This window comes from Bacillus sp. SIMBA_031 (assembly GCF_046535225.1).
Taxonomy (GTDB): domain Bacteria; phylum Bacillota; class Bacilli; order Bacillales; family Bacillaceae; genus Bacillus; species Bacillus velezensis.
Window position 1 is genome coordinate 1,030,622 of the sequence record NZ_JAWRXC010000001.1, and the last position, 19,922, is coordinate 1,050,543.

8 protein-coding genes are annotated in these 19,922 nt (G+C 46.7%); all 8 read right to left on the reverse strand.

Translation table 11 applies throughout. The annotated features are described in order from the left end of the window. Window positions 1-23: 23 nt before the first annotated feature. Window positions 24-11,972 carry a bacillomycin D hybrid PKS/NRPS BamA gene (gene bamA, locus SB724_RS04775; protein WP_410570260.1) on the reverse strand — a complete coding sequence of 3,983 codons (11,949 nt, stop codon included), beginning with the start codon at window positions 11,970-11,972 and terminating at the stop codon, window positions 24-26. Between the two features lie 19 nt (window positions 11,973-11,991). Next, window positions 11,992-13,194: a bacillomycin D biosynthesis malonyl-CoA transacylase BamD gene (gene bamD, locus SB724_RS04780; protein WP_410570262.1), complete on the reverse strand. Its 1,203-nt coding sequence runs from the start codon at window positions 13,192-13,194 to the stop codon at window positions 11,992-11,994. 557 nt (window positions 13,195-13,751) lie between these two features. Then, a complete protein-coding gene (locus tag SB724_RS04785; RefSeq protein WP_007410137.1) occupies window positions 13,752-14,537 on the reverse strand; it encodes a 3-hydroxybutyrate dehydrogenase in 786 nt (261 codons plus the stop codon). 12 nt (window positions 14,538-14,549) lie between these two features. After that, window positions 14,550-15,212 (reverse strand): CoA transferase subunit B, encoded by a 663-nt coding sequence (locus SB724_RS04790; protein WP_007410136.1) that lies wholly within the window; start codon window positions 15,210-15,212, stop codon window positions 14,550-14,552. 17 nt (window positions 15,213-15,229) lie between these two features. After that, entirely contained in the window at window positions 15,230-15,931 is a 702-nt protein-coding gene (locus SB724_RS04795) for a CoA transferase subunit A (protein WP_410570265.1), read from the reverse strand. Between the two features lie 24 nt (window positions 15,932-15,955). Further along, a complete protein-coding gene (locus tag SB724_RS04800; RefSeq protein ID WP_410570267.1) occupies window positions 15,956-17,401 on the reverse strand; it encodes a GntP family permease in 1,446 nt (481 codons plus the stop codon). Window positions 17,402-17,704: 303 nt separating this feature from the next. Continuing rightward, entirely contained in the window at window positions 17,705-18,901 is a 1,197-nt protein-coding gene (locus tag SB724_RS04805) for a cytochrome P450 (protein ID WP_410570269.1), read from the reverse strand. A gap of 1 nt (window position 18,902) precedes the next feature. Continuing rightward, window positions 18,903-19,922, reverse strand: a complete 1,020-nt coding sequence (gene bioB, locus SB724_RS04810) for a biotin synthase BioB (protein WP_410570271.1) — start codon at window positions 19,920-19,922, stop codon at window positions 18,903-18,905.

The window sequence follows — 19,922 nt, forward strand, 5'->3', positions numbered from 1 at the left end:
TTTTAAAGAAATAATGCTTTTCCCTAAAAGTTCAATTGAATAGAATCAAGCGCGTTCTCTTCTTCCTCATTGCTGCCGCTCAATCCGATATGTTCGATTAGAATGCTTGGCTGTTCCAAAATCGCCGATAGGATGTGTAAGTAGTCGTTTGATAAAACCTCGATTCTGCTTTTCTTAAACAGTTTTTTCGAATATTCAAACAGTCCGTGATAGTTGTCGCGGTCCGCCTGAATCGACAAGGTCAAATCGAATTTGGCAACCGGATGATGAAATGGATACGGCTTGATTTGAAGGGAATCGAAAGTCAATTCAGCATGATCAAGATTTTGCAGCACAAACATCGTATCGAATAAAGGATTACGGCTTGAATCTTTTGGAAGATGCAGATGCTGAATTAATTCTTCCAATGGATAGTCTTGATTTTTATAGGCGTTCAGCATGTTTTCTTTTACTTCGTTTAAGTAGGCATCAAATGTTTTACGGCCCGCCGGGTGATTGCGAATGACTAACGTATTGACGAACATTCCCACGACCGGCTCTACATCCAAATGAGTCCGCCCGGCAGATGGCGTTCCTACGATAATATCTTCTTGTCCGCTGTATTTGGATAAAAGAATCGTATAGGCTGCCAATAAAATCATATACAGTGTTGCTCCTGTGTCTTCTTCCATTTGGCTTAAACGCTGTTTCAAGTGTTCGGGTATAAGAAATTCAAATGATTCGCCTTCGTAATCGCGTATGGCAGGTCTCTCATAATCCGCAGGCATATCCAGTACAGGAATATCACCGTGAAACTGATCCAGCCAATACGCTTCCTGGCTCTTGATGTTCCGTTTCTGAATGTCCGATTGCTGCCAAACTGCAAAGTCTTTATATTGAATAGAGAGCGGGTCCGGTTCGTTCCCCTCGTAGATTCGGCTTAAATCTTTCATCAGAATATTGACGGACACGCCGTCAGAAATGATATGATGCATATCAACCACAAGCACGTGCCGCGCAGGTTCAATTTCAATCAGTCCGGCCCGCATCAGCGGCGGTTTGGCTAAGTCAAACGCTTTGATGAAATCAAGCACACGGTCTTCCGCTTCTTCTTCGCTTGCTTGAATTCGTTCTATCGTAAAGTCGACGTTCTGATGAATACGCTGTGCCGGCTCGCCTTCATATAAATCAAAGCTGGTCCGCAACGCTTCATGACGCGCGATTAATTTTCGGAAAGCGGCGTTTAACCGTTCGGGATCGATCGTCCCCTCCACATTCATGGCACCCGTCATATTGTAAGTCAGCTCGCCGCCTTCTGTGTGACTTAACAAATACATCCGCCTCTGAGCTGAAGAAACCGGATAATATGGCATTTCCTTTGCAACCGGAATCGGTACATATCGATTTTTGTCCATGTGTAACGCCTTGTCAGCCAATTGTTCAATGGTAGGAAACTTGAATATGTCTTTGAGAGACAGATTCACATCCAGCTCTTTGTGAATTCTGGCGGCTAAGGCAGCCGCTCGGATGGAGTTGCCTCCGAGATCAAAGAAATTATGTTTGATCCCCGCATGGCTTATTCCGAGCACTTCCTTCCATAAATCTGTCAGTTTGGACTCCGTCTCATTACCCGGCGGAACATATTCAGCTGTCTGCTGCAGACTCGCTTTCGGTGCAGGCAGTGCCTTACGGTTTATTTTCCCGTTGGATGTTAACGGCATATGCTCCAGATGGACAAAATAGGACGGAACCATGTAGTCCGGAAGCTGCGATGACAATTGTTCCCTAAGCTGCGCAGCCGCTATAGGCTTGTCGCTTACGTAATACGCGCATAATTGTTTTAAGCCGTCTTCTTCTTCTTTCACTGTAACCGCGGCTTTTTGCACCGCTTCCGCGTTATGCATTGCTGCTTCAATTTCACCAAGCTCGATTCGGTGTCCCCTGATTTTGACTTGTTCATCAACGCGCCCAATATATACAAGATTTCCGTCCTTCAATCGCTTAGCCAAATCCCCTGATTTGTACATCTTCGCTCCCGGGACATACGGGTTTTCAACAAATTTCTCTGCCGTTAAATCCGGGCGGTTCCAATACCCTCTGGCAACACCCGGTCCGCTGATATATATTTCGCCGATTACCCCGATCGGAACCAGGTTTCTGCTTGCATCGGCCACATAAATATCCGTGTTGGCAGCCGGAGTGCCGATCGGTACAAATTCCCGCTTGTCCCGTTCTGCGTCGAAGTGATAAATCATACATCCGACGACAGCTTCCGTCGGTCCGTATTCATTGAAAATGTCCAGCCGGCCTTTAAACTGCTCGCTGACACTTTTGGCCAGACTGGTGCTTAAATTTTCTCCGCCGACAATCATTTTCCGTATTGCGGTGCCGCCAGCGATGTTCATCTCCTTGATAACGTGCAGATGTGCCGGGGTCAATTTGATTATGTCTATTCTTGAGTCCCGCATAATCTCAGAAAGCACAGCGCTTTTATCTTCGCCGGCAAAGACAATGATGGTATTTCCCGTAACCAGCGGTGTAAATATCGAGGTCACAGTCAGATCGAAAGAGATGGAAGAGTATAATGGGAAGTTGGTTTTCTCACCTCTTACATAAACCTCTTTCGCCCACCAAATATAATTGGCCAGCCCCTGATGCTCAATGAGTACACCTTTTGGATTTCCCGTGGAACCTGACGTATAGATCATGTAGGCCAAATCATGCGCATCGCTCTCCGATTCAAGATTCGAGTGATCCTCATGGTATGAGTTTTCCTCATCCAAAAGCACAATGTCACCATCATACGGTAATTGATCCAGCAGGCTGCGCTGTGTCAACACAACCTCCGCTCTTGAATCTCTCAGCATATATTGGATCCGATCTTCCGGATATTCAGGATCAATGGGCACGTATGCGCCGCCGGCTTTCAGAACAGCCAAAATTCCGACAATCAGCTCGATCCGATGCGGGCTGATGATGGCAACGAATTGATCCGCTAGTACGCCTTTTGTCCGTAACGTCCGCGCCAATCGGTTCGCCCGTTCATTGAGCTGTCTGTACGTATAACGCTCATTGCCAAAAATAACGGCTTCATGATCGGGACTCTGTTCCGCCTGCATTTCAAACCACCGATATACCGTTTCCTTATGCGGATACGGCGTCTTTGTGCCATTACACTCCGTCAGCAGTTGATGACGTTCGGTTTCAGACAGCATAGGAACAGAAGACAATGTCATCTCCGGCTGCTCAGCAAGGCTGTTTAAAATGGCGGTATAGTGTCTGGTGATCTGTTCAATGGTGTCTTTTGTGAATCGTCCCGGTCTATAATCAAAATGCATCTCTATCTGTTGACCGGCATCTTCGATCGTGAGCATCAAATCATATAAAGAGACCCCTGGATTTCGTTCTTTCACTTTAAATGTACATTCATTGTGCCGGATTTCATGAAATTCAATGTTTTGAAACACAAACATCGTGTTAAACAGAGACTTTCCGGTTGTTTCCCGCTGTACATTTAATTTCTCCACAAGCCGGTCGAATGGATAGTCTTGGTTTTCGAAAGCGTCAAGCGTCTGCCGCTTTACTTCTTCCAGATAATCCGTAAACGTTCTATTGGCGTGCGGCTTCGTCCGGATTCCAATGGTTTGTATGAAAATACCGATGATCTTTTCGATATCCGGATGATTTCTTCCTGATGCAGGCGTGCCAACGACAATGTCTTCTTGTCCCGTATATTTATGAAGCAGCACATTATAGGCGGCCAGAAGCACCGTATAGAGAGTGGTTTCCGCCTTTTGTGCCAAGTCTTGAAGCGAACGGATGACATCCGGCTGTAAGGAGCATGTCACACGCTGTCCCTCAGAAGACCGTTCTGCCGCTTTTGAACCGTCTGTCGGCAGGTCAAGGATGGGAATTTCGTCTTGAAATTGTTCCAGCCAATATGTCTCCTGCCGCTTCATGGCATCGTCATTCATCCGTTGGTTTTGCCATTCTGCGAAATCTTTATATTCAAATTCAATGTCCGGTAATGGTTTCTGATGATATAAAGCCAGCAATTCATTTGTAAGGATGTTGACGGAATAACCGTCCGAAATGATATGATGCATATCGATGAGCAGTTCGGCCTGCTCGTTTTCAATCTTGATCAGCTCCGCACGAACTAACGGAGCTTGGTCCAGGCGGAACGGTTTTACAAACCGGTCTGAATAGGCATCAAATTCATCCCGGCTCATTGTCCGGACATGAATGTTAAAATCAACTTCGTTTTCAAGTTTCTGAACGATATCGCCATCTATAATGTCGAAATACGTGCGAAACGCTTCGTGCCGCTGCATCACTTGTTGAAGAGATGAGATCAGGGCTTGCTCATCGTACTTCCCTGTTATTGATATGTGGCCGAACATATTTTGCGCCAGCTGATCCGGTTCCAGCTGGTGCAGGAAATATACTCTTTGCTGCGCCGGCGATGTCGGGTAATACGCTTTTTTCTCAGCAGTCTTCATCGGGAGGTGTACGACTTTCGTTTCGTTCTGAATGAAACGTGCTAATTCCTTAACAGTCTGGTGATTGAAAAATTGTCCGATGGAAACCTTTTGATGAAATGTCTTCTGAACTTTGGAAAGCATAAGCGTCGCCTGGAGTGAGTTTCCCCCCAGAGCCAGGAAGCGGTCTGATCTGCCGACCCGTTCAAGGCCGAAAAGTTCCTCCCAAATCCGCGCCAGCTGCCGCTCCGTTTCATTTACCGGCGCCTCGTAGGCTTCAGTAAAATTTGCCGTATTGCTTCCTATTGAAGAGACCCGCTTCTGGTGTTCGGCGTAAAGTGCTTGTAAATCATGCTGTTCTTCATCGGAAAACATCATCATGGCGTCAAGAGGGATTGAATCTCCCTCAACCATTTTTTGCAGCAATTTTGTAAAACCCGCTCCCCACTTTTTCATGATTTCCGGACTGATGACGTTCGTATTAAAGTCGAAATCAAGAACATATTCTTGATGCGCATCTGTTATGTTCAGAAATAAATCGTACAGGGTGCATTTTACCGGGTATGCAACGGGCTCCGCTTCCGCCTTTCCGAAATGCAGCTTTCGAAAAGGTCTGTCTAAATTAAAGATAATACGCATATCCGGCACTTGATCGTGCGGAAGCTCTCTGGCCACCAATGTCATCGGGACGGCTTGGTGCCGCATTGCAAGATTCACGCTTTCTTTCATACTGCCAAGATAACCGGATAAAGTGCTTTCTGAAGAAGACGTGTTCTTCACCGGAATCATATTGACGCAATTTCCAATCAGAGCATGCTGTTTCATATGCGATTGACCTGCTGCGGGGATCCCGATCACAAGGCCTGACTGTTTGGTAAGCCGGTGCAGAAAAAGATGAAGTGCGCCCAGCATCGTCACAAATACGCTATTTTTCATCTGAATGCTTAATGACCTTAAAGCCTCGCTCAATGGCCGTCCAAGCCTGACGGTACACCGGTCTCCCTCATACCCGTTCGGATAACGGACAGAAGCTGTGCTTGGCAGAATTGGCTGCTGTATCGGTTCAGAGAAATGACGCCGCCAATAACGGACCCCTTCTTCATAATGGCCGCTGTCAATCTGTGCCTGCTGCCAGTCTAAGTATTGGCGAAACGAAACATCTGCCTCTTTCGGTGAAATCGGTTTTCCTTGTACTATAGCCGCGTAGTTGCTCTCCAGTTCTTGAACAAAAACGGCGATTGACCATCCATCGGCAATGATATGATGGAACGTGAGCACAATCAGATGTTCATTGTGAGCCGATGTAAGTACATGGATTCTAAACAAAGGCTTTTGTTCATGGAAATGAAACGGCCGCTTGGCATCTTCTGTCAGCCATTTTTGGATTTCCGGCTCCCGATGTTCATGCGGGAGACCGGTAAAATCAATGACAGGTATTTCTATATTCATCCGTTCCTGCACTTGCTGTACCTCGTCATCGGGATGAATCACCGTACGTAAAGCTTCATGACGGTCAACGATATGCCGTACGGCTTGTTTTAATGGTGTATGTTGCAGTTCGCCCTTCACTTTCAGCATAATGGACTGGTTTAAAGCGGAGGAAGCTTCATTCCCGTAATGGGATGCCATAACCAACTGCTTTTGTTCAGGTGAAAGCTCGCGCGTCCCGGACTTTTTACGGCCTCCGCCATCAGGGGAATCCGGGCCTTCCGGAATAAATCCGCCTCGGCGAAGATCCTCCACCGTGTCTTTCACCGCTTGAATAATATTTTCGATATCATCCGCGGTATGCGCCGCAGACAAGAAGCAGTTGCGTCCCTCCCATACATAGACCCCTTTATAGTTGAGATGGTAAAAGAACAAGTCATTATCAAGCGATGAGACAAACCGGAATAAAGAACCGAATCGAACCATGCGGATAGGCACTTGCGCTTGTTCGAAGCAGCGATTCAGCTCATCGACCAGGTAGGCTGTTTTTTGATTAAGCTGCTCATACAGATGTTCTCCTTCGGTTTGTAAATGGCGAAGGACGGCTAATGACATCCTCATGGTAAGCGGGTGAGTATTGAAGGTGCCGGCCACAAACGTGCGTTTCGCCTCGTCTTGCGGGTAGGAATCGTCCCCATACTGCCAGGTACCCCCGTCGATCGCATTCATGAACTCAGCTTTTCCGGCAACTACCCCTAATGGCTGTCCGCCGCCGATGATTTTTCCGTAGGTCACTAAATCAGCCTGAATGCCGAACCATTCCTGTGCGCCGCCAAGACCGATCCGAAATCCGGTAATAATTTCATCCATAATCAGAGCTGTTCCGGATTGCTGCGTGATTGCCCGTAATTCTTTCAAAAATGCCTGCGGCTGCAAATCCGGTCTGCGGCTTTGTACCGGTTCCACCAGTACGGCTGCCAATTCATCACCAAGACTGCGGATCACATCCAGCGAATCGGGATTGTTGTAATGTAAAATAATCAAATCATCCATAAAGCTCTGCAATATGCCCGGAGCCAGCGGATTCGCAGACGCAGCCCCGCCTTTTGTGCCGGCAACCCCTAATACGCCGTCAAACGTCCCGTGATAAGATCCTGAGAACGCCACGACTTTCTTTCTTCCTGTTGCCGCCCGCGCCAAACGCAGGGCAACCATGACGGCCTCTGTTCCGGAATTATAGAAAGCGACCCTTTCCACTCCGGTACATGTGCGGATCCGGTCGGCAACTTCACCGGCGACATCTGACATCGGGCCGAGCGGAGGCAATGATGAACGGGTTGAATCATCGATAACCTGTGTAATAAAGGAAGGATGATGCCCGAAAAGGTTAACCCCGAATCCCATGGTGATATCGATATATTCATTTCCGTCAATATCCCACATTTTAGAACCGTCAGAACGTTCGGCGATAATCGGGTATACGATTTCCTTCCAATACGAACGGAAGCTGGACAAATTGCGGTTGTTTGCATGAGCAAATCGGGTGTTGTCCGTATATTGTTTGGAACCTTTCGTTTTATCTGCGTATTTCTTGATGAAGTCTTCTAAGTATTGGTTTTGCCGTGCGGTATAGTGTCCCTGATCATTCAGGTTCTGAGGCTGGAAAGGAACATAGGGTTTCGCTTCTTGAGCCGCTTTCTGTTCTGCAGTGACGGTCGGAGGCCCCTGCTTGACAGAAGGAATTGATTTCTCTTGCGCTTTAGCGTATTCTTTCTCGTCGGAATGATGTCCGCTGTTTCTCAGCAAATTAAAGCTATTTAATTGAGCTTGCAAGGCATCCTGAATTAATTGATTTTGAGATGTGATTATTTTTTCGAGCGTATGCTCTTGATGACCATCTCTGCGATCCGATTCAGGCTGCGCTTCTGAAATGACCTGTTTTTCCTGCGCCGGAACATTCTCTTGAGGCGGAGCGGATGCAAAGGACGATGGAACGGTATCAGCCAAGTAATCTATGACACTTTGAAGGTTGGTCAACGTATCAAAAAAACGATCCATCGGGATATCTACCCCAAATTCGTCCGCGATGGCTTTTTTGACCTGTGACAGCATGATAGAATCCATTCCGAGCCCGATAAAATGAGCATTCAGATCGAGTTCCTCTCCCCTGATCCCCGAAGCATTGCTGATTACAGTTTTCAGGAAGGATTCAATATGCGCCTTCGATTGATTGATATTCAATGCCGCTTCTCCTCTCTTTTCGTCCTCGTTTAAGCGCAATTGGTCAGCTTCAGCCCAGCATCGGCTCCGTTCAAACGGATACAGGGGCAATGGCGTCTTTTGTACAGTTTCACCGGAATAAAGCGCGTGCCAATCGATAACGGCTCCTTGCACAAATAATTCGGCTGCGCGATGCAGCCATGTGATCCGTTCATCTTGCGTACGTAAACGCTGCTTAATCAGAGCGGCTGCTTGTTGATTCAGCTCTTCTTTATGAGCAGGCAGCATTTCCTTCATATTCTTGTAACCGATGTATACACCGGGAAGGTTTCTGTCTCCCTGAATCAGGCGGGTCAGCTTATCCGATAATTCTTGCTTACCGGATACAATCATGGCAATGCCATGATCCAAATGAGCCCTGCCCGTACTGGTTGTATAGCAAATGGACTTTAATGAAGCTTGGCTGTCATCCGATACATATTGCCGGTACTGCTGTGCGAGTTCATAGAGTGATTTTTCAGTATGAGCGGATAAAACAAATAGGTGCGGCCCATGTTCATCCTCGGGCGCATACTCACTTTTAGAAATATATTCTTCCAATACCACATGAGCGTTTGTTCCGCTAAAGCCAAATGAGCTGACTCCGCCTCGCAGCGGCTCATCACCGGATGTGAACTCCGAAACTTCCTGATTCACATAAAATGGTGAAGAGTGAAAATGAATGAGCGGATTAGGTTCATTAAAGTGCGCTAACGGCGGATTTTTCTTGTGATTCAGCATGAGGACAGATTTGATCAGCCCGACGATGCCTGCCGCTTCAAACAAATGGCCGATGTTCGATTTAACAGAACCAATCGCACAAAATTGTTTTTTTGCCGTATACTTTTCAAACGCTTTACAAAGCCCGTTAAATTCAACCGGATCGCCGAGCTTCGTTCCGGTGCCATGCGCTTCGATGAAAGACAGTGTTTCAGGAGCAATGCCCGCGTCTTTCCAAGCCGTCTCAATGACCTCAGTCTGAGCTGTCGGATTCGGTGCTGTAATCCCGGCGGTTGTTCCGTCTTGATTCAGCGCGCTTCCCTTGATTACGCCGTAAATATGGTCTCCGTCGCGAACAGCATCCTGCAAAGGTTTTAGCAGGACTGCGGCCGCGCCTTCACCTGTGCCCGTGCCGTCTGAATCTTTGCTGAACGTTTTCGTGTACCCGTCCGAAGATTCCATATCAAGTCCGATACAGATCGGCAAGAGCGATGTCCGGATACCGCCGGCAAGAGCCATTTCACAATCGCCGGACATTAAAGATTTACATGCCATATGAACGGCGGCAAGCGATGAGGAGCATGCCGTATCCACTGTGACCGCCGGCCCTTTTAAATTTAAGAAATAAGCGATTCGGCTGGCTAGTACGGAAGGGAGATTGCCCACGATATATTGATGAAGTTCCTCCGGATAATTCGCAGAAAGAAGACGTTCATAATCGTAGCCCACCTTCGAGTACCCCGCATATACCCCGACACGGCTCCCGTTCATGCTGCCGCCGGCATAGCCCGCATCTTCAATCGCATGCCATGCAGACTGCAAAAACAGTCTTTGGTTAGGGTCCATAAACTGAGCCGCTTTAGGAGCTAAACCGAAGAACGAATAATCAAAGCGGTCGATTTCATCTAAATAGCCGCCCTTCACAAACTGACTCTCATTGAACTCGCTTTGGATGGACTTTAAATAATCCGCCGCATCTTTCAGCCGGGATTCGGGGTATTCTCGAATGCTGTGCTCACCTTTTTTAAGCAGATTCCAAAAATCACTTTTTGTTGACGCTCCCGGAACATTGAGCGACATCCCGATAATGGCGATATCTTTCGGTGTCACATGGCTTGGTTTCGCTGCTGCGTCCTGCTTGATTTCAGCCCGGCTTTCAGACAGATATACCGCTAAATCAGTGATAGAAGGATACGTAAAGAGATCTGAAACGGCAAGCTCGCGTCCGAATTTCTGTTCTATGCGCTCGGCAATCTGCGATAACTGTAATGAATTTGCTCCCATATCAAAATAACTGTCAGCAAGGTGAACCTTTTTCCCATCGAGTACTTCGGAAAAGATAGACAGCAATTCCGTTTCTATCTCATGAATGGGTGTCTGTCCGGATGTTTCCGGGCTGCTCTCCAAACATTCATTGATAGCGGCAGACTCTGTTGAAAAATTCCCTGCCTCATACTGTCTGGCAAGTTCGTAGCGTTTAACCTTTCCGCTGGTTGTTTTAGGGAGTTTTCGGATCGGAAGGACTTCTTTTATGCTCCAGCCGCCCCGCTTGTACAAATGTTTTTTTATCTCTTTGACAAGCGGTGCGAATTTTTCAGGTGATTTTTTGTAAACAACAAAGAGCACAATTTCTCCGCTTTGCGTCTTTTGATCATATACACCGCAGGCGGCAACCCTTCCTAAGTCAACCTCTTCCATTTCAATCGCGACCCGTTCAATATCGTGCGGATAGATATTTTTTCCGTTCACGAAAATGATGTCCTTTTCTCTTCCGGTTACGACTAAGTTACCACTTTCACTAATGAATCCGAGGTCTCCCGTTTTTACCCAGCCGTCAGAAGTCAGCGCTTTTTCCGTACTCTCTGGGTTGTTATAATACCCTTGCGTCACATTGTCTCCTTTGATGTGGATATGGCCGATGATTCCGTCTTCTACTCTTTCATTTGTTTCATCGGAGATCCGAAGCTGACAATAGTCAATAGGTTGTCCCACCTCGACGAATGAAGCGCAATTTTGATCCTCTTTGCTGACTTTTACAGCTCTTTCACCAAGATTTAAATAGTCACGATGCAAATAAACGGGAACGAATTCTTTACCTATTTTAGAAAACGCTGCGCCAACCGAAGCTTCCGCTAAACCGTAAACATTCAAAATAGCGGATCTTTTCAGATTGAATGCTGCGCATCTTTTCAAAAATTCGTCACACAGCTCCGGCAATATCGGTTCTGCACCGTTTGCGATGACCTTGATGTGGGATAAATCCCAGTCTGGTTCGTTTTTCAGAAATTTAAGGAAGTAGTTGTACCCGAAATTAGGAGATGATAGAATACTGGCTTTATGTTCATGAGCTTTTTTCATCCAAAGAATAGGTCTGCGAATAAATAACTCTGTAGGCATTAGATTTTGATTGATTCCGGTTATGAAGGGAACAAGGTGGCAGGCGATGAGCCCCATATCATGCGTTAAAGGCATCCATGATAAGAAAGAGTCTTTCGAATGAACGTGTAGGGCAGTCCCAATGGCGCACGTGTTATGTATTAAGTTGTGATGCGTTAACATGACTCCTTTTGGATCTCCTGTCGATCCGGAAGAAAATTGGATAAAGGCGAGTTCAGCCGCATCAGGTTCATAAAATGAAGCGGGGTAATCGTAGGTTTGATCTTGAATGATGTCAGATTTTTCGTTTAATTGATGATGAAAATCCTGTAAATCGTGTTCTGCAGCGTATTTCTTTATTTTGTCCAATACTTTTTCAGAGGCAATCAGAAACGGATGATTTAATATATTCCAAATGCGCCAGACCTTCAGCTTATGGTCATCATCTTCTCCGATACTGACCGGCACCGGGATCATTCCTCCTAATATACAAGCCCAAAAAGCAACGACAAATGATTTGTTTTCTTGGATTTGAAATACAATTTCCTGCTTCGGCTTAATGCCGAGATGCTGTAAATAGCCAAGATACCCTTGCGCCTCTTCAAACAATTGGCGATAAGAGACAACCGTCTCGTTTTTATCGGATTCGATAAAACGGATCCCGCGATCAGAGATATTGCTTCTTTCCCGAATGACTTCTACTAAGGTTTGGAATTGACTGGTATACATAGGTCCCCTCCTGGGCGCTTTATTTTAAAATCCGCAATTCTTCCCAAGCCGGAAGCTGTTTAGCTTCACAAATTAATTTGCATAAATGGATCGAATGTTCGAGTTCTTGTTCTGAAAGCACGTCTTCATGCCTTTTCATTCTCTCTTTCAGCTCTTGGATTTGCGTAAATAATGGCGTCGTCATATTGGAATAAGCCGCTGAATCCTTGTTGTAATTTCGCGCAATGACGGATTGAATCATCAATTTATTCAGTTGTTTTTTGTGTAAATGGACAATATGTTTCTTTCTTTCCGCTGAATTGGAAAGCGGGGGAACATCAGATGTCTGTCCTAAGGGATAAGGTACAATGTGATTCGTTGTTTTTCTCAGCAGACCGGCTAAGACATTGTTCGGACCCATTTCGATGACTTCTGTGACTCCATGTAAAAGCAAGTAATGCATCGATTCTGTCCATCTAACCGGCATCGTCATGTGCTGCTTGAGATGTTCGCTGATCGAATTTCCGCTGCTGTAAGGGCGTGCGGTGACATTTGAAATGATCGGCCACGCGGCATCCCTGAAGGAATACTGGTGTAATACAGTCTGGAATTGTTCGGAGGCTGATCGTATCATCGAACTGTGAAAAGGCGCACTGACATTCAAATAAGTGTATGCCGCACCCTTTTTCTCCGCCATCTTGATGACACGTTCCACAGCTTGCCGGTGTCCGGAAATCACATGCTGCTGTTCTGAATTCATGCAGGCTACACCTGCCGGAAAGTCCTCCGTCGACACTTTCGAACATATTTCTTGCAAGGTTTGAAGAGAGAGGTGAGTCACGGCGGCCATCGCCCCCTGCTGCTGAGGATCCGCATTTTGCATAAGAATTCCCCGCTCCCTTACAAGTGTAACGGCATCCTGAAAAGAAAGGGCGCCGGCACAGACAAGCGCTGAATATTCGCCTAAGCTATGGCCTGCCAGGAAGCGGGGCTTCACCCCTATTTCCTGCATATACACTTGAAAAGCAATAACACTGACCGTTAAAATAGCGGGCTGCGCGTTCATTGTCTTTGTCAATTCATTCATATCTCCGTTAAAACACAGTTTTTTTACATCCAAGGAGATCGCATCGCTCGCTTCTTCAAACAATCTCTTTGCGAGCACAAAATCATTCCAAAATTGTTTGCCCATTCCTACAAATTGAGACCCTTGTCCAGGAAATAAAAAGGCAAGATTGTTCATGAGATTCCTCCGATCATATTGAACAGGGGATACAATATCCTACAAAATATCCCTTTATCTAACATCCTAGCATGATTATAACAAATGTGTATAGAATACTTTCGGAGGAGTTATTGTTCGTTTTCACAAACGAATTAGATATATTTATTCATAAAATAAAACATGGGGGGTTCACCGAAAATCAGTCTTAAAGAGAGATGATGAAAGCCGGCGTGGAGCCTGTTACCGGCTCTTCTTCACTTAGAACGCGCTCTTCATGTTTCATATGTTTTAGGGCTATTGGCATTATTGTGTCAGAAATTACATATTTTTTGTTTATTGTAAAAATTCATTTGTATATCTGTGAAGGATTGTAAACTGATTGCGCTTGATTATAAATGCGGCGCAAGAGATGGATCTGGATGGGGAAAATCCGCAAGGGCGAAATACGCCGCAGAACATGTGAATGACCCAGACTGGATACCGATTGACGCAGTAATCGGCCTATTGAGTGAACAAGGTTTTCAGGCATAAAAAAACAGCCGTTCAGAGCGGCTGTTTTTTAAAAAGTATAAGAACTATTGAGCGGTATACCCGCCATCCATGACTACGGCCTGACCTGTGACCCCTTTTGCTTTGTCGCTGGCCAAAAATACGGCATAATCAGCGATTTCCTTCACTGACAGCAGCCGTTTTTGGGGAACGAGCGGAAAGATGACGTCCTCAAGCACCCGCTCGTACGGTACATTCCTTGTTGCGGAAATGTCCTTTAACTGATTGCGGACAAGCTGAGTGTCCACATATCCCGGACAAAGCGCATTGACGGTAATACCGTCAGCCGCGCCTTCAAGTGCGCCGACTTTCGTTAAACCGATGACGCCGTGCTTGGCGCTGTTATATGCCGCTTTCCCGTGAAAACCGATCAGTCCGTTGACAGACGCCATATTAATGATTCGACCGAATTGCTGTTTTTTCATAATGGGAAATGCATGCTTCATTGCGATAAATGGCGCGGTCAGCATGAGACGAATGAGCCGTTCAAACTGTTCGGTGGGAAATTCCTCGATGGGCGCGACATGCTGAATGCCGGCATTATTCACAAGGATATCGAGACGTCCGAATTGTTTCTCGACCGTCTGCAGCATGTCGGCCACTTGCTTTTCATTTGTTACATCGCATGTGATGCTGACTGCTTCACAGCCTTCATCTGTCAGTCTTGCCGCCGCTTCTTTCCCCGCTTGTTCGTTTACATCAGAGATGATGACGGCTGCTCCTTCACGGGCGAATTCTTTTGCGATTTCAAGCCCGATTCCTCCGGCTGCTCCTGTTACAACGGCTGTTTTTTCAATAAGCAATGAATGCATGACGGCACCTCCTCATTTTGGTCTGACCCCGTTTTTTAACGACTGGCTGACAGTAAAATGACCTTCTGTTTTCTCAAAGACCTCCTCCATTGTTACACCTTCCTGCAGTTCGGTGAGCGTCATACGGCCATCATGAAAATCGAATACAGCCAAATCTGTGATCAGCCGATCGACCACCTGCCTGCCGGTTAAAGGAAGCGTACATTCTGTTCTCACTTTAGATTCCCCATATTTATTAACGTGCTCCATGATGACAATAATCCGTTTTGCTCCGTGGACCAAGTCCATGGCGCCGCCCATTCCTTTGATCATTTTGCCGGGGATCATCCAGTTCGCCAAATCTCCCCGTTCGGAAACTTCCATCCCGCCGAGGATCGCTACATCAATGTGGCCGCCGCGAATCATGGCAAAGGATTCGGCACTGTCAAAATACGAGGCTCCCTTTACCTCAGTAATGGTTTCTTTTCCCGCATTGATCAGATCGGGGTCCTCCGTTCCTTCCGCCGGATAAGGCCCGATCCCGAGCAAGCCGTTTTCAGACTGAAGCAGGACGTTATAATCATTCGGTATCTCATTGGCTACAAGCGTCGGCATCCCTATCCCCAAGTTCACATTCATTCCGTCCTTTATTTCCTTTACAGCCCGTTTGATCATTCGTTTTCTGCTATCTCTCATTCTGTCAGCCTCCTTTATCATGCTTGCCGGACGGTGCGGCGTTCAATCCGTTTTTCATGAATCCCGCCGGGCAGCACGTGCTGCACAAAAATACCCGGCGTATGAATTTGATCCGGATCAAGCTCTCCGGCATCGACGATTTCTTCAGCCTCTGCAATCGTCACTTTGCCTGCCATTGCAGCGAGCGGATTGAAATTTCTCGCCGTCTTTCTGAACATCAGGTTGCCCAGAGGATCGGCTTTCCAGGCCTTTACGATGGCGGCGTTCCCTGTAATCCCTTTCTCCAGAAGATAGGTGCGTCCGTCAAATGTCTTATGTTCTTTTCCCTCGGCTACTGATGTTCCGACGCCTGCAGGTGTATAAAACGCCGGAATGCCCGCCCCTCCCGCGCGAATTCTTTCTGCGAGCGTTCCTTGGGGCACCAATTCGACTTCCAGCTCTCCGCTTAAAAACTGCCGTTCAAAGGTTTTGTTTTCTCCCACATAGGATGCGACCATTTTTTTGATCTGCCGGTTTGCAAGCAAGAGGCCTAACCCCCAATCATCAACACCGCAGTTATTACTGACAACGGTCAAGTTTTTTACGCCGCTGTCCCTGATCGCGAGAATTAATTGTTCCGGAATGCCGCACAGGCCGAAGCCTCCTGCGATGAGGGTGTCTCCGTCCTTGATCAGTGCAGCAGTATCTTGATAAGAGTCCATCACTTTTCCTTTTCCCATATTCGTTTCCCCTTTCTGTTTTGGCTACACAAGGCCCGTCAGACTGAAAATGGCGATGATGACAAACACAGCGGCTGTTTTAATGACGGTAATGGCAAAGATATCCCTGTAAGATTGGCGGTGGGTCAACCCGGTGACCGCGAGCAGCGTAATGACGGCGCCATTATGCGGAAGAGTGTCCATCCCGCCGGAGGCCATCGAAATTACCCGGTGCATGACCTCCGGCGGGATGTGGAATGTATTGATTGCTTCTGTATACGCTGCTGACATCGTGCTTAAAGCGATGCCCATTCCTCCTGATGCCGATCCTGTAATCCCGGCAAGCGCAGTGGTCGTCACCGCTCCGTTGACGAGCGGATCAGTAAACGTCTGCGATATGCCGCTGCTGACCAATTTAAAGCCGGGAAGCGCCGCAATGATGCCGCCAAATCCGTATTCGGCTCCTGTATTCATCGACGCCAGCAAGGCGCCCCCGATGCCCTCATTCAGTCCTTCTTTCAAATTGAAGAGGACTTTTTTCCAATCGAACAAAATCGTTGTCATGATTCCGATGAACAGTGCGAGTTCTACTGACCAGATCGCAGTGACGGAGGAAAGGTCAACCTTCCCGAACGCTTCTAAACCGAGCGGCGCAAAATCAAATCCGTCAGGGTACCAATGCGGGAGCCACATCGTGAAGCATTTGTTCATGACTCCCACAAGGATAAGCGGAACAAAGGCGAGCACTTGCCGCGCGGGGCTGGGTTCTGCCTCCTGCGGTAAAACAGGCGTATGTTTTTCATTAGCCAGACCTGAGGATTCCTCTGCAGCGGAAACTTCAGATTGAAATCCAGCATAGCCTTCTCCGGCATTGGCCGCTTTTTTGCGCCGGGATTCTAAATAAATCATTCCGGCCGTAAGCACAAATGCTGCACCAATCAGTCCGAGCCAGGGAGCGGCATAAATGTTTGTTTTAAAAAATGCTGTCGGAATGACATTTTGAATTTGCGGTGTGCCGGGAAGCGCATCCATTGTAAATGTAAAGGCGCCCAATGCAATCGTACCGGGTATCAGACGCTTGGGAATATCAGCTTTAATAAATAGGTTTTTAGCAAACGGATAAATGGCAAACACCGCTACGAAGAGACTGACGCCGCTGTACGTTAAAATCGCACCCATTAAGACGATGGCGAGAATGGCTCTTTTTGCTCCTACAAGCTTGACGATTGTTTTTGCAATCGACTCAGCGAGCCCTGATATTTCAACAACCTTGCCAAAAACGGCTCCTAAAAGAAATACGGGAAAATACAGCTTAATAAATCCTACCATCTTCTCCATAAATATATTCGAGAAGAAAGGAAGTACGAAGCTTGGATCTGTCAGGAGCACAGCAAACAGCGCGCAAATCGGAGCGAATAAAATGACTGAAAAGCCCCGGTAAGCCGCAAACATCAGCATGCCTAATGCCAATAAAATAATAACAATGTCCACAAATCCCCCTCTTTTCTGCTCAATGTTAGTAAGCGCTTACAAAAATCGAGAAAATAAAGCAAAAAACATGCCGGTTTTGCACAGTTTTTGAGGCTGAAAAAATGTGCATCATGGTGAATTCTCCGTTTTGGCAAAAGAAAAGGAGACCCTTGCTGCATTATATTGATTGGCTGAGCAGTGAGTTTTTTTAGGGATAGTGAGATGGACCAGAGAGGATTTTTGCTTTATAAATATGTATTCTTTTTTCTTTCATTTATTTCCTGCAAGAGGAACCGATAAAATCCGGCCCTCCTGCATGGTCATTCAGCCAATGACAACCGGAAGCTCTTTGAGCGACCTAAAACCAATGAGCTTGCGGTATTCAAGGCGGTGTGCGGCCAGCCAAAGTTTAGGCATCCGCTCAAACAGTGTGAGAATTGCAATTTGTGCTTCGATTCGCGCTAATGAGGAGCCTATGCAAAAATGGGCGTTCTTTCCGAATGCAAGATGCGGATTCGGTTTTCTTTGGATATCCATTTTGTGAGGCTGATCGAATATGCTTGGATCGCGATTGGCTGCCCCTAAAAGGATATATACCTGCTCTCCTTTTTTTATGGTCTTCCCATTTATTTCGCAGTCTTCTGAGGCGGTGCGTGCCGTCAGCTGCGCGGGGCTGTCGTAGCGCAGACACTCCTCAACTGCAGTTTCAATAAGCGAGGGGTTTTCTCTCAGTGCGCTAAGCTGTTCAGGGTGTTTCAATAAAGTAAACACACCGTTGCTCATGAGGTTTACCGTCGTCTCGTGTCCGGCTATGACAAGTAAGATACATGTCGCGAGCACTTCCTCTTTTGAAAGCTGTTCCTCCATAATAAACCTGCTGATCAAGTCTTGCTGAGGGTGAGCTTTCCGCTTGTGAATCAAATCTCTGAAATATGACGTGAGCCTGCCTGCGGTGTCGCTTGCTCTGACTAACGTCTTTCTTGATCGGGTAAGATCAATGGCCTGAATGACGTCTGCCGTCCATTGTCTGAATTGATATCTCTCCTCTTTCGGCACTCCGAGTATTTCCGCAATGATAAGGCTTGCCAATGGAAAGGCAAACTCTGAAACAAGGTCCGCGGTTTTTTTGATTTGGACTTGATCCAACAAGTCATGAACCGTTTCTTTTATACAAGGGCGAAGAGATTCCGCCGTCTTTGCGGTAAATTCTTTACCGATAAGCATCCGCATCCGCTTATGGTCTGATTGATTTTTAAATAACAGCATATCGTGCTGGATATGCGATAGATTTTGATATTTCGTTGAAGCTTCCGGAAGAGGAATGCGGTTTTTAAATCGGGTGTCTTTCAGAATCGCTGCCGCTTCTTTGTACCCGGTGACATACCAGCCCGGATATTTTAATAATGTTCCTTTATAAACAGGATCAATGGATCGCAGTTTGTCATAAAACGGGTAAGGGTCATTCCAAAAATCCGAATCCGCATGGAGAGATGGATGTGCAATCAATTGGCCTGCCGTCATCTTATACCTCCGTATTGCAGGCGGATTGCAGGCCGGCTTTCATTTCTTCAACGGATTCGACTTCAAAACCTAAATCATGGAGCATTTGATGATCCTCTGTTTCATGCTGCCCTGCTGTCGTTAAGTAATCTCCGACGAAAATCGAATTTGCGGCATAAAGTCCCAGCGGCTGCAGCGAACGAAGGTTGACTTCCCGGCCTCCTGAGATACGGATTTCTTTTGACGGATTGATAAAACGGAACAAGGCGAGCACTTTCAGGCAATACACCGGATGTAATTCGCTTACCCCTTCTAACGGAGTTCCGTCAATCGCATGCAGAAAATTAACCGGGATGCTGTCGGCGTCAAGCGCTTTTAAGCTGTTCGCCATATCAATGACGTCCTGTTTCGTCTCTTTCATGCCGACGATGACACCAGAACAAGGTGACATCCCCGATTGTTTCGCCGTTTCCACTGTATTGACCCTGTCGTCATACGTGTGGGAGGTCGTAATGTTTGAGTGATTCCTTTGTGATGTATTGATGTTATGATTGTACCGGTCTACTCCTGCCTGTTTCAGCCGCTCTGCCTGTTCCGGCTTCAGCAGACCGAGGCATGCGCAGATTTTTAAACCGTACGTTTCTTTAATTTCTTTGACAGCATCAACAACTTGATCTACTTCTCTGTTTGACGGTCCCCGCCCGCTGGCGACGATACAGTATGTCCCTATATTCAGGTCGTGGGCGCGTTTTGCCCCCTTTAGCAATATATGCTTATCCACCATCCGATAAGACTCGATCGGCGCTTTTGATATTGAAGATTGTGAACAGTACCCGCAATTTTCCGGACACAGGCCTGATTTTGCATTCATAATCATATTCAGCTTTACTTTTTTTCCGTAAAATCGTTTTCTGATATGAAAAGCGGCATGCATCAGCAATAAAAGATCCTCATCAGGACAATTTAAAATGGCCAGCGCTTCTTGATTCGTTACTTCCGCCCCGTTCAGCACTCTCTCTGCAAGATCCATCCATTGATTCAT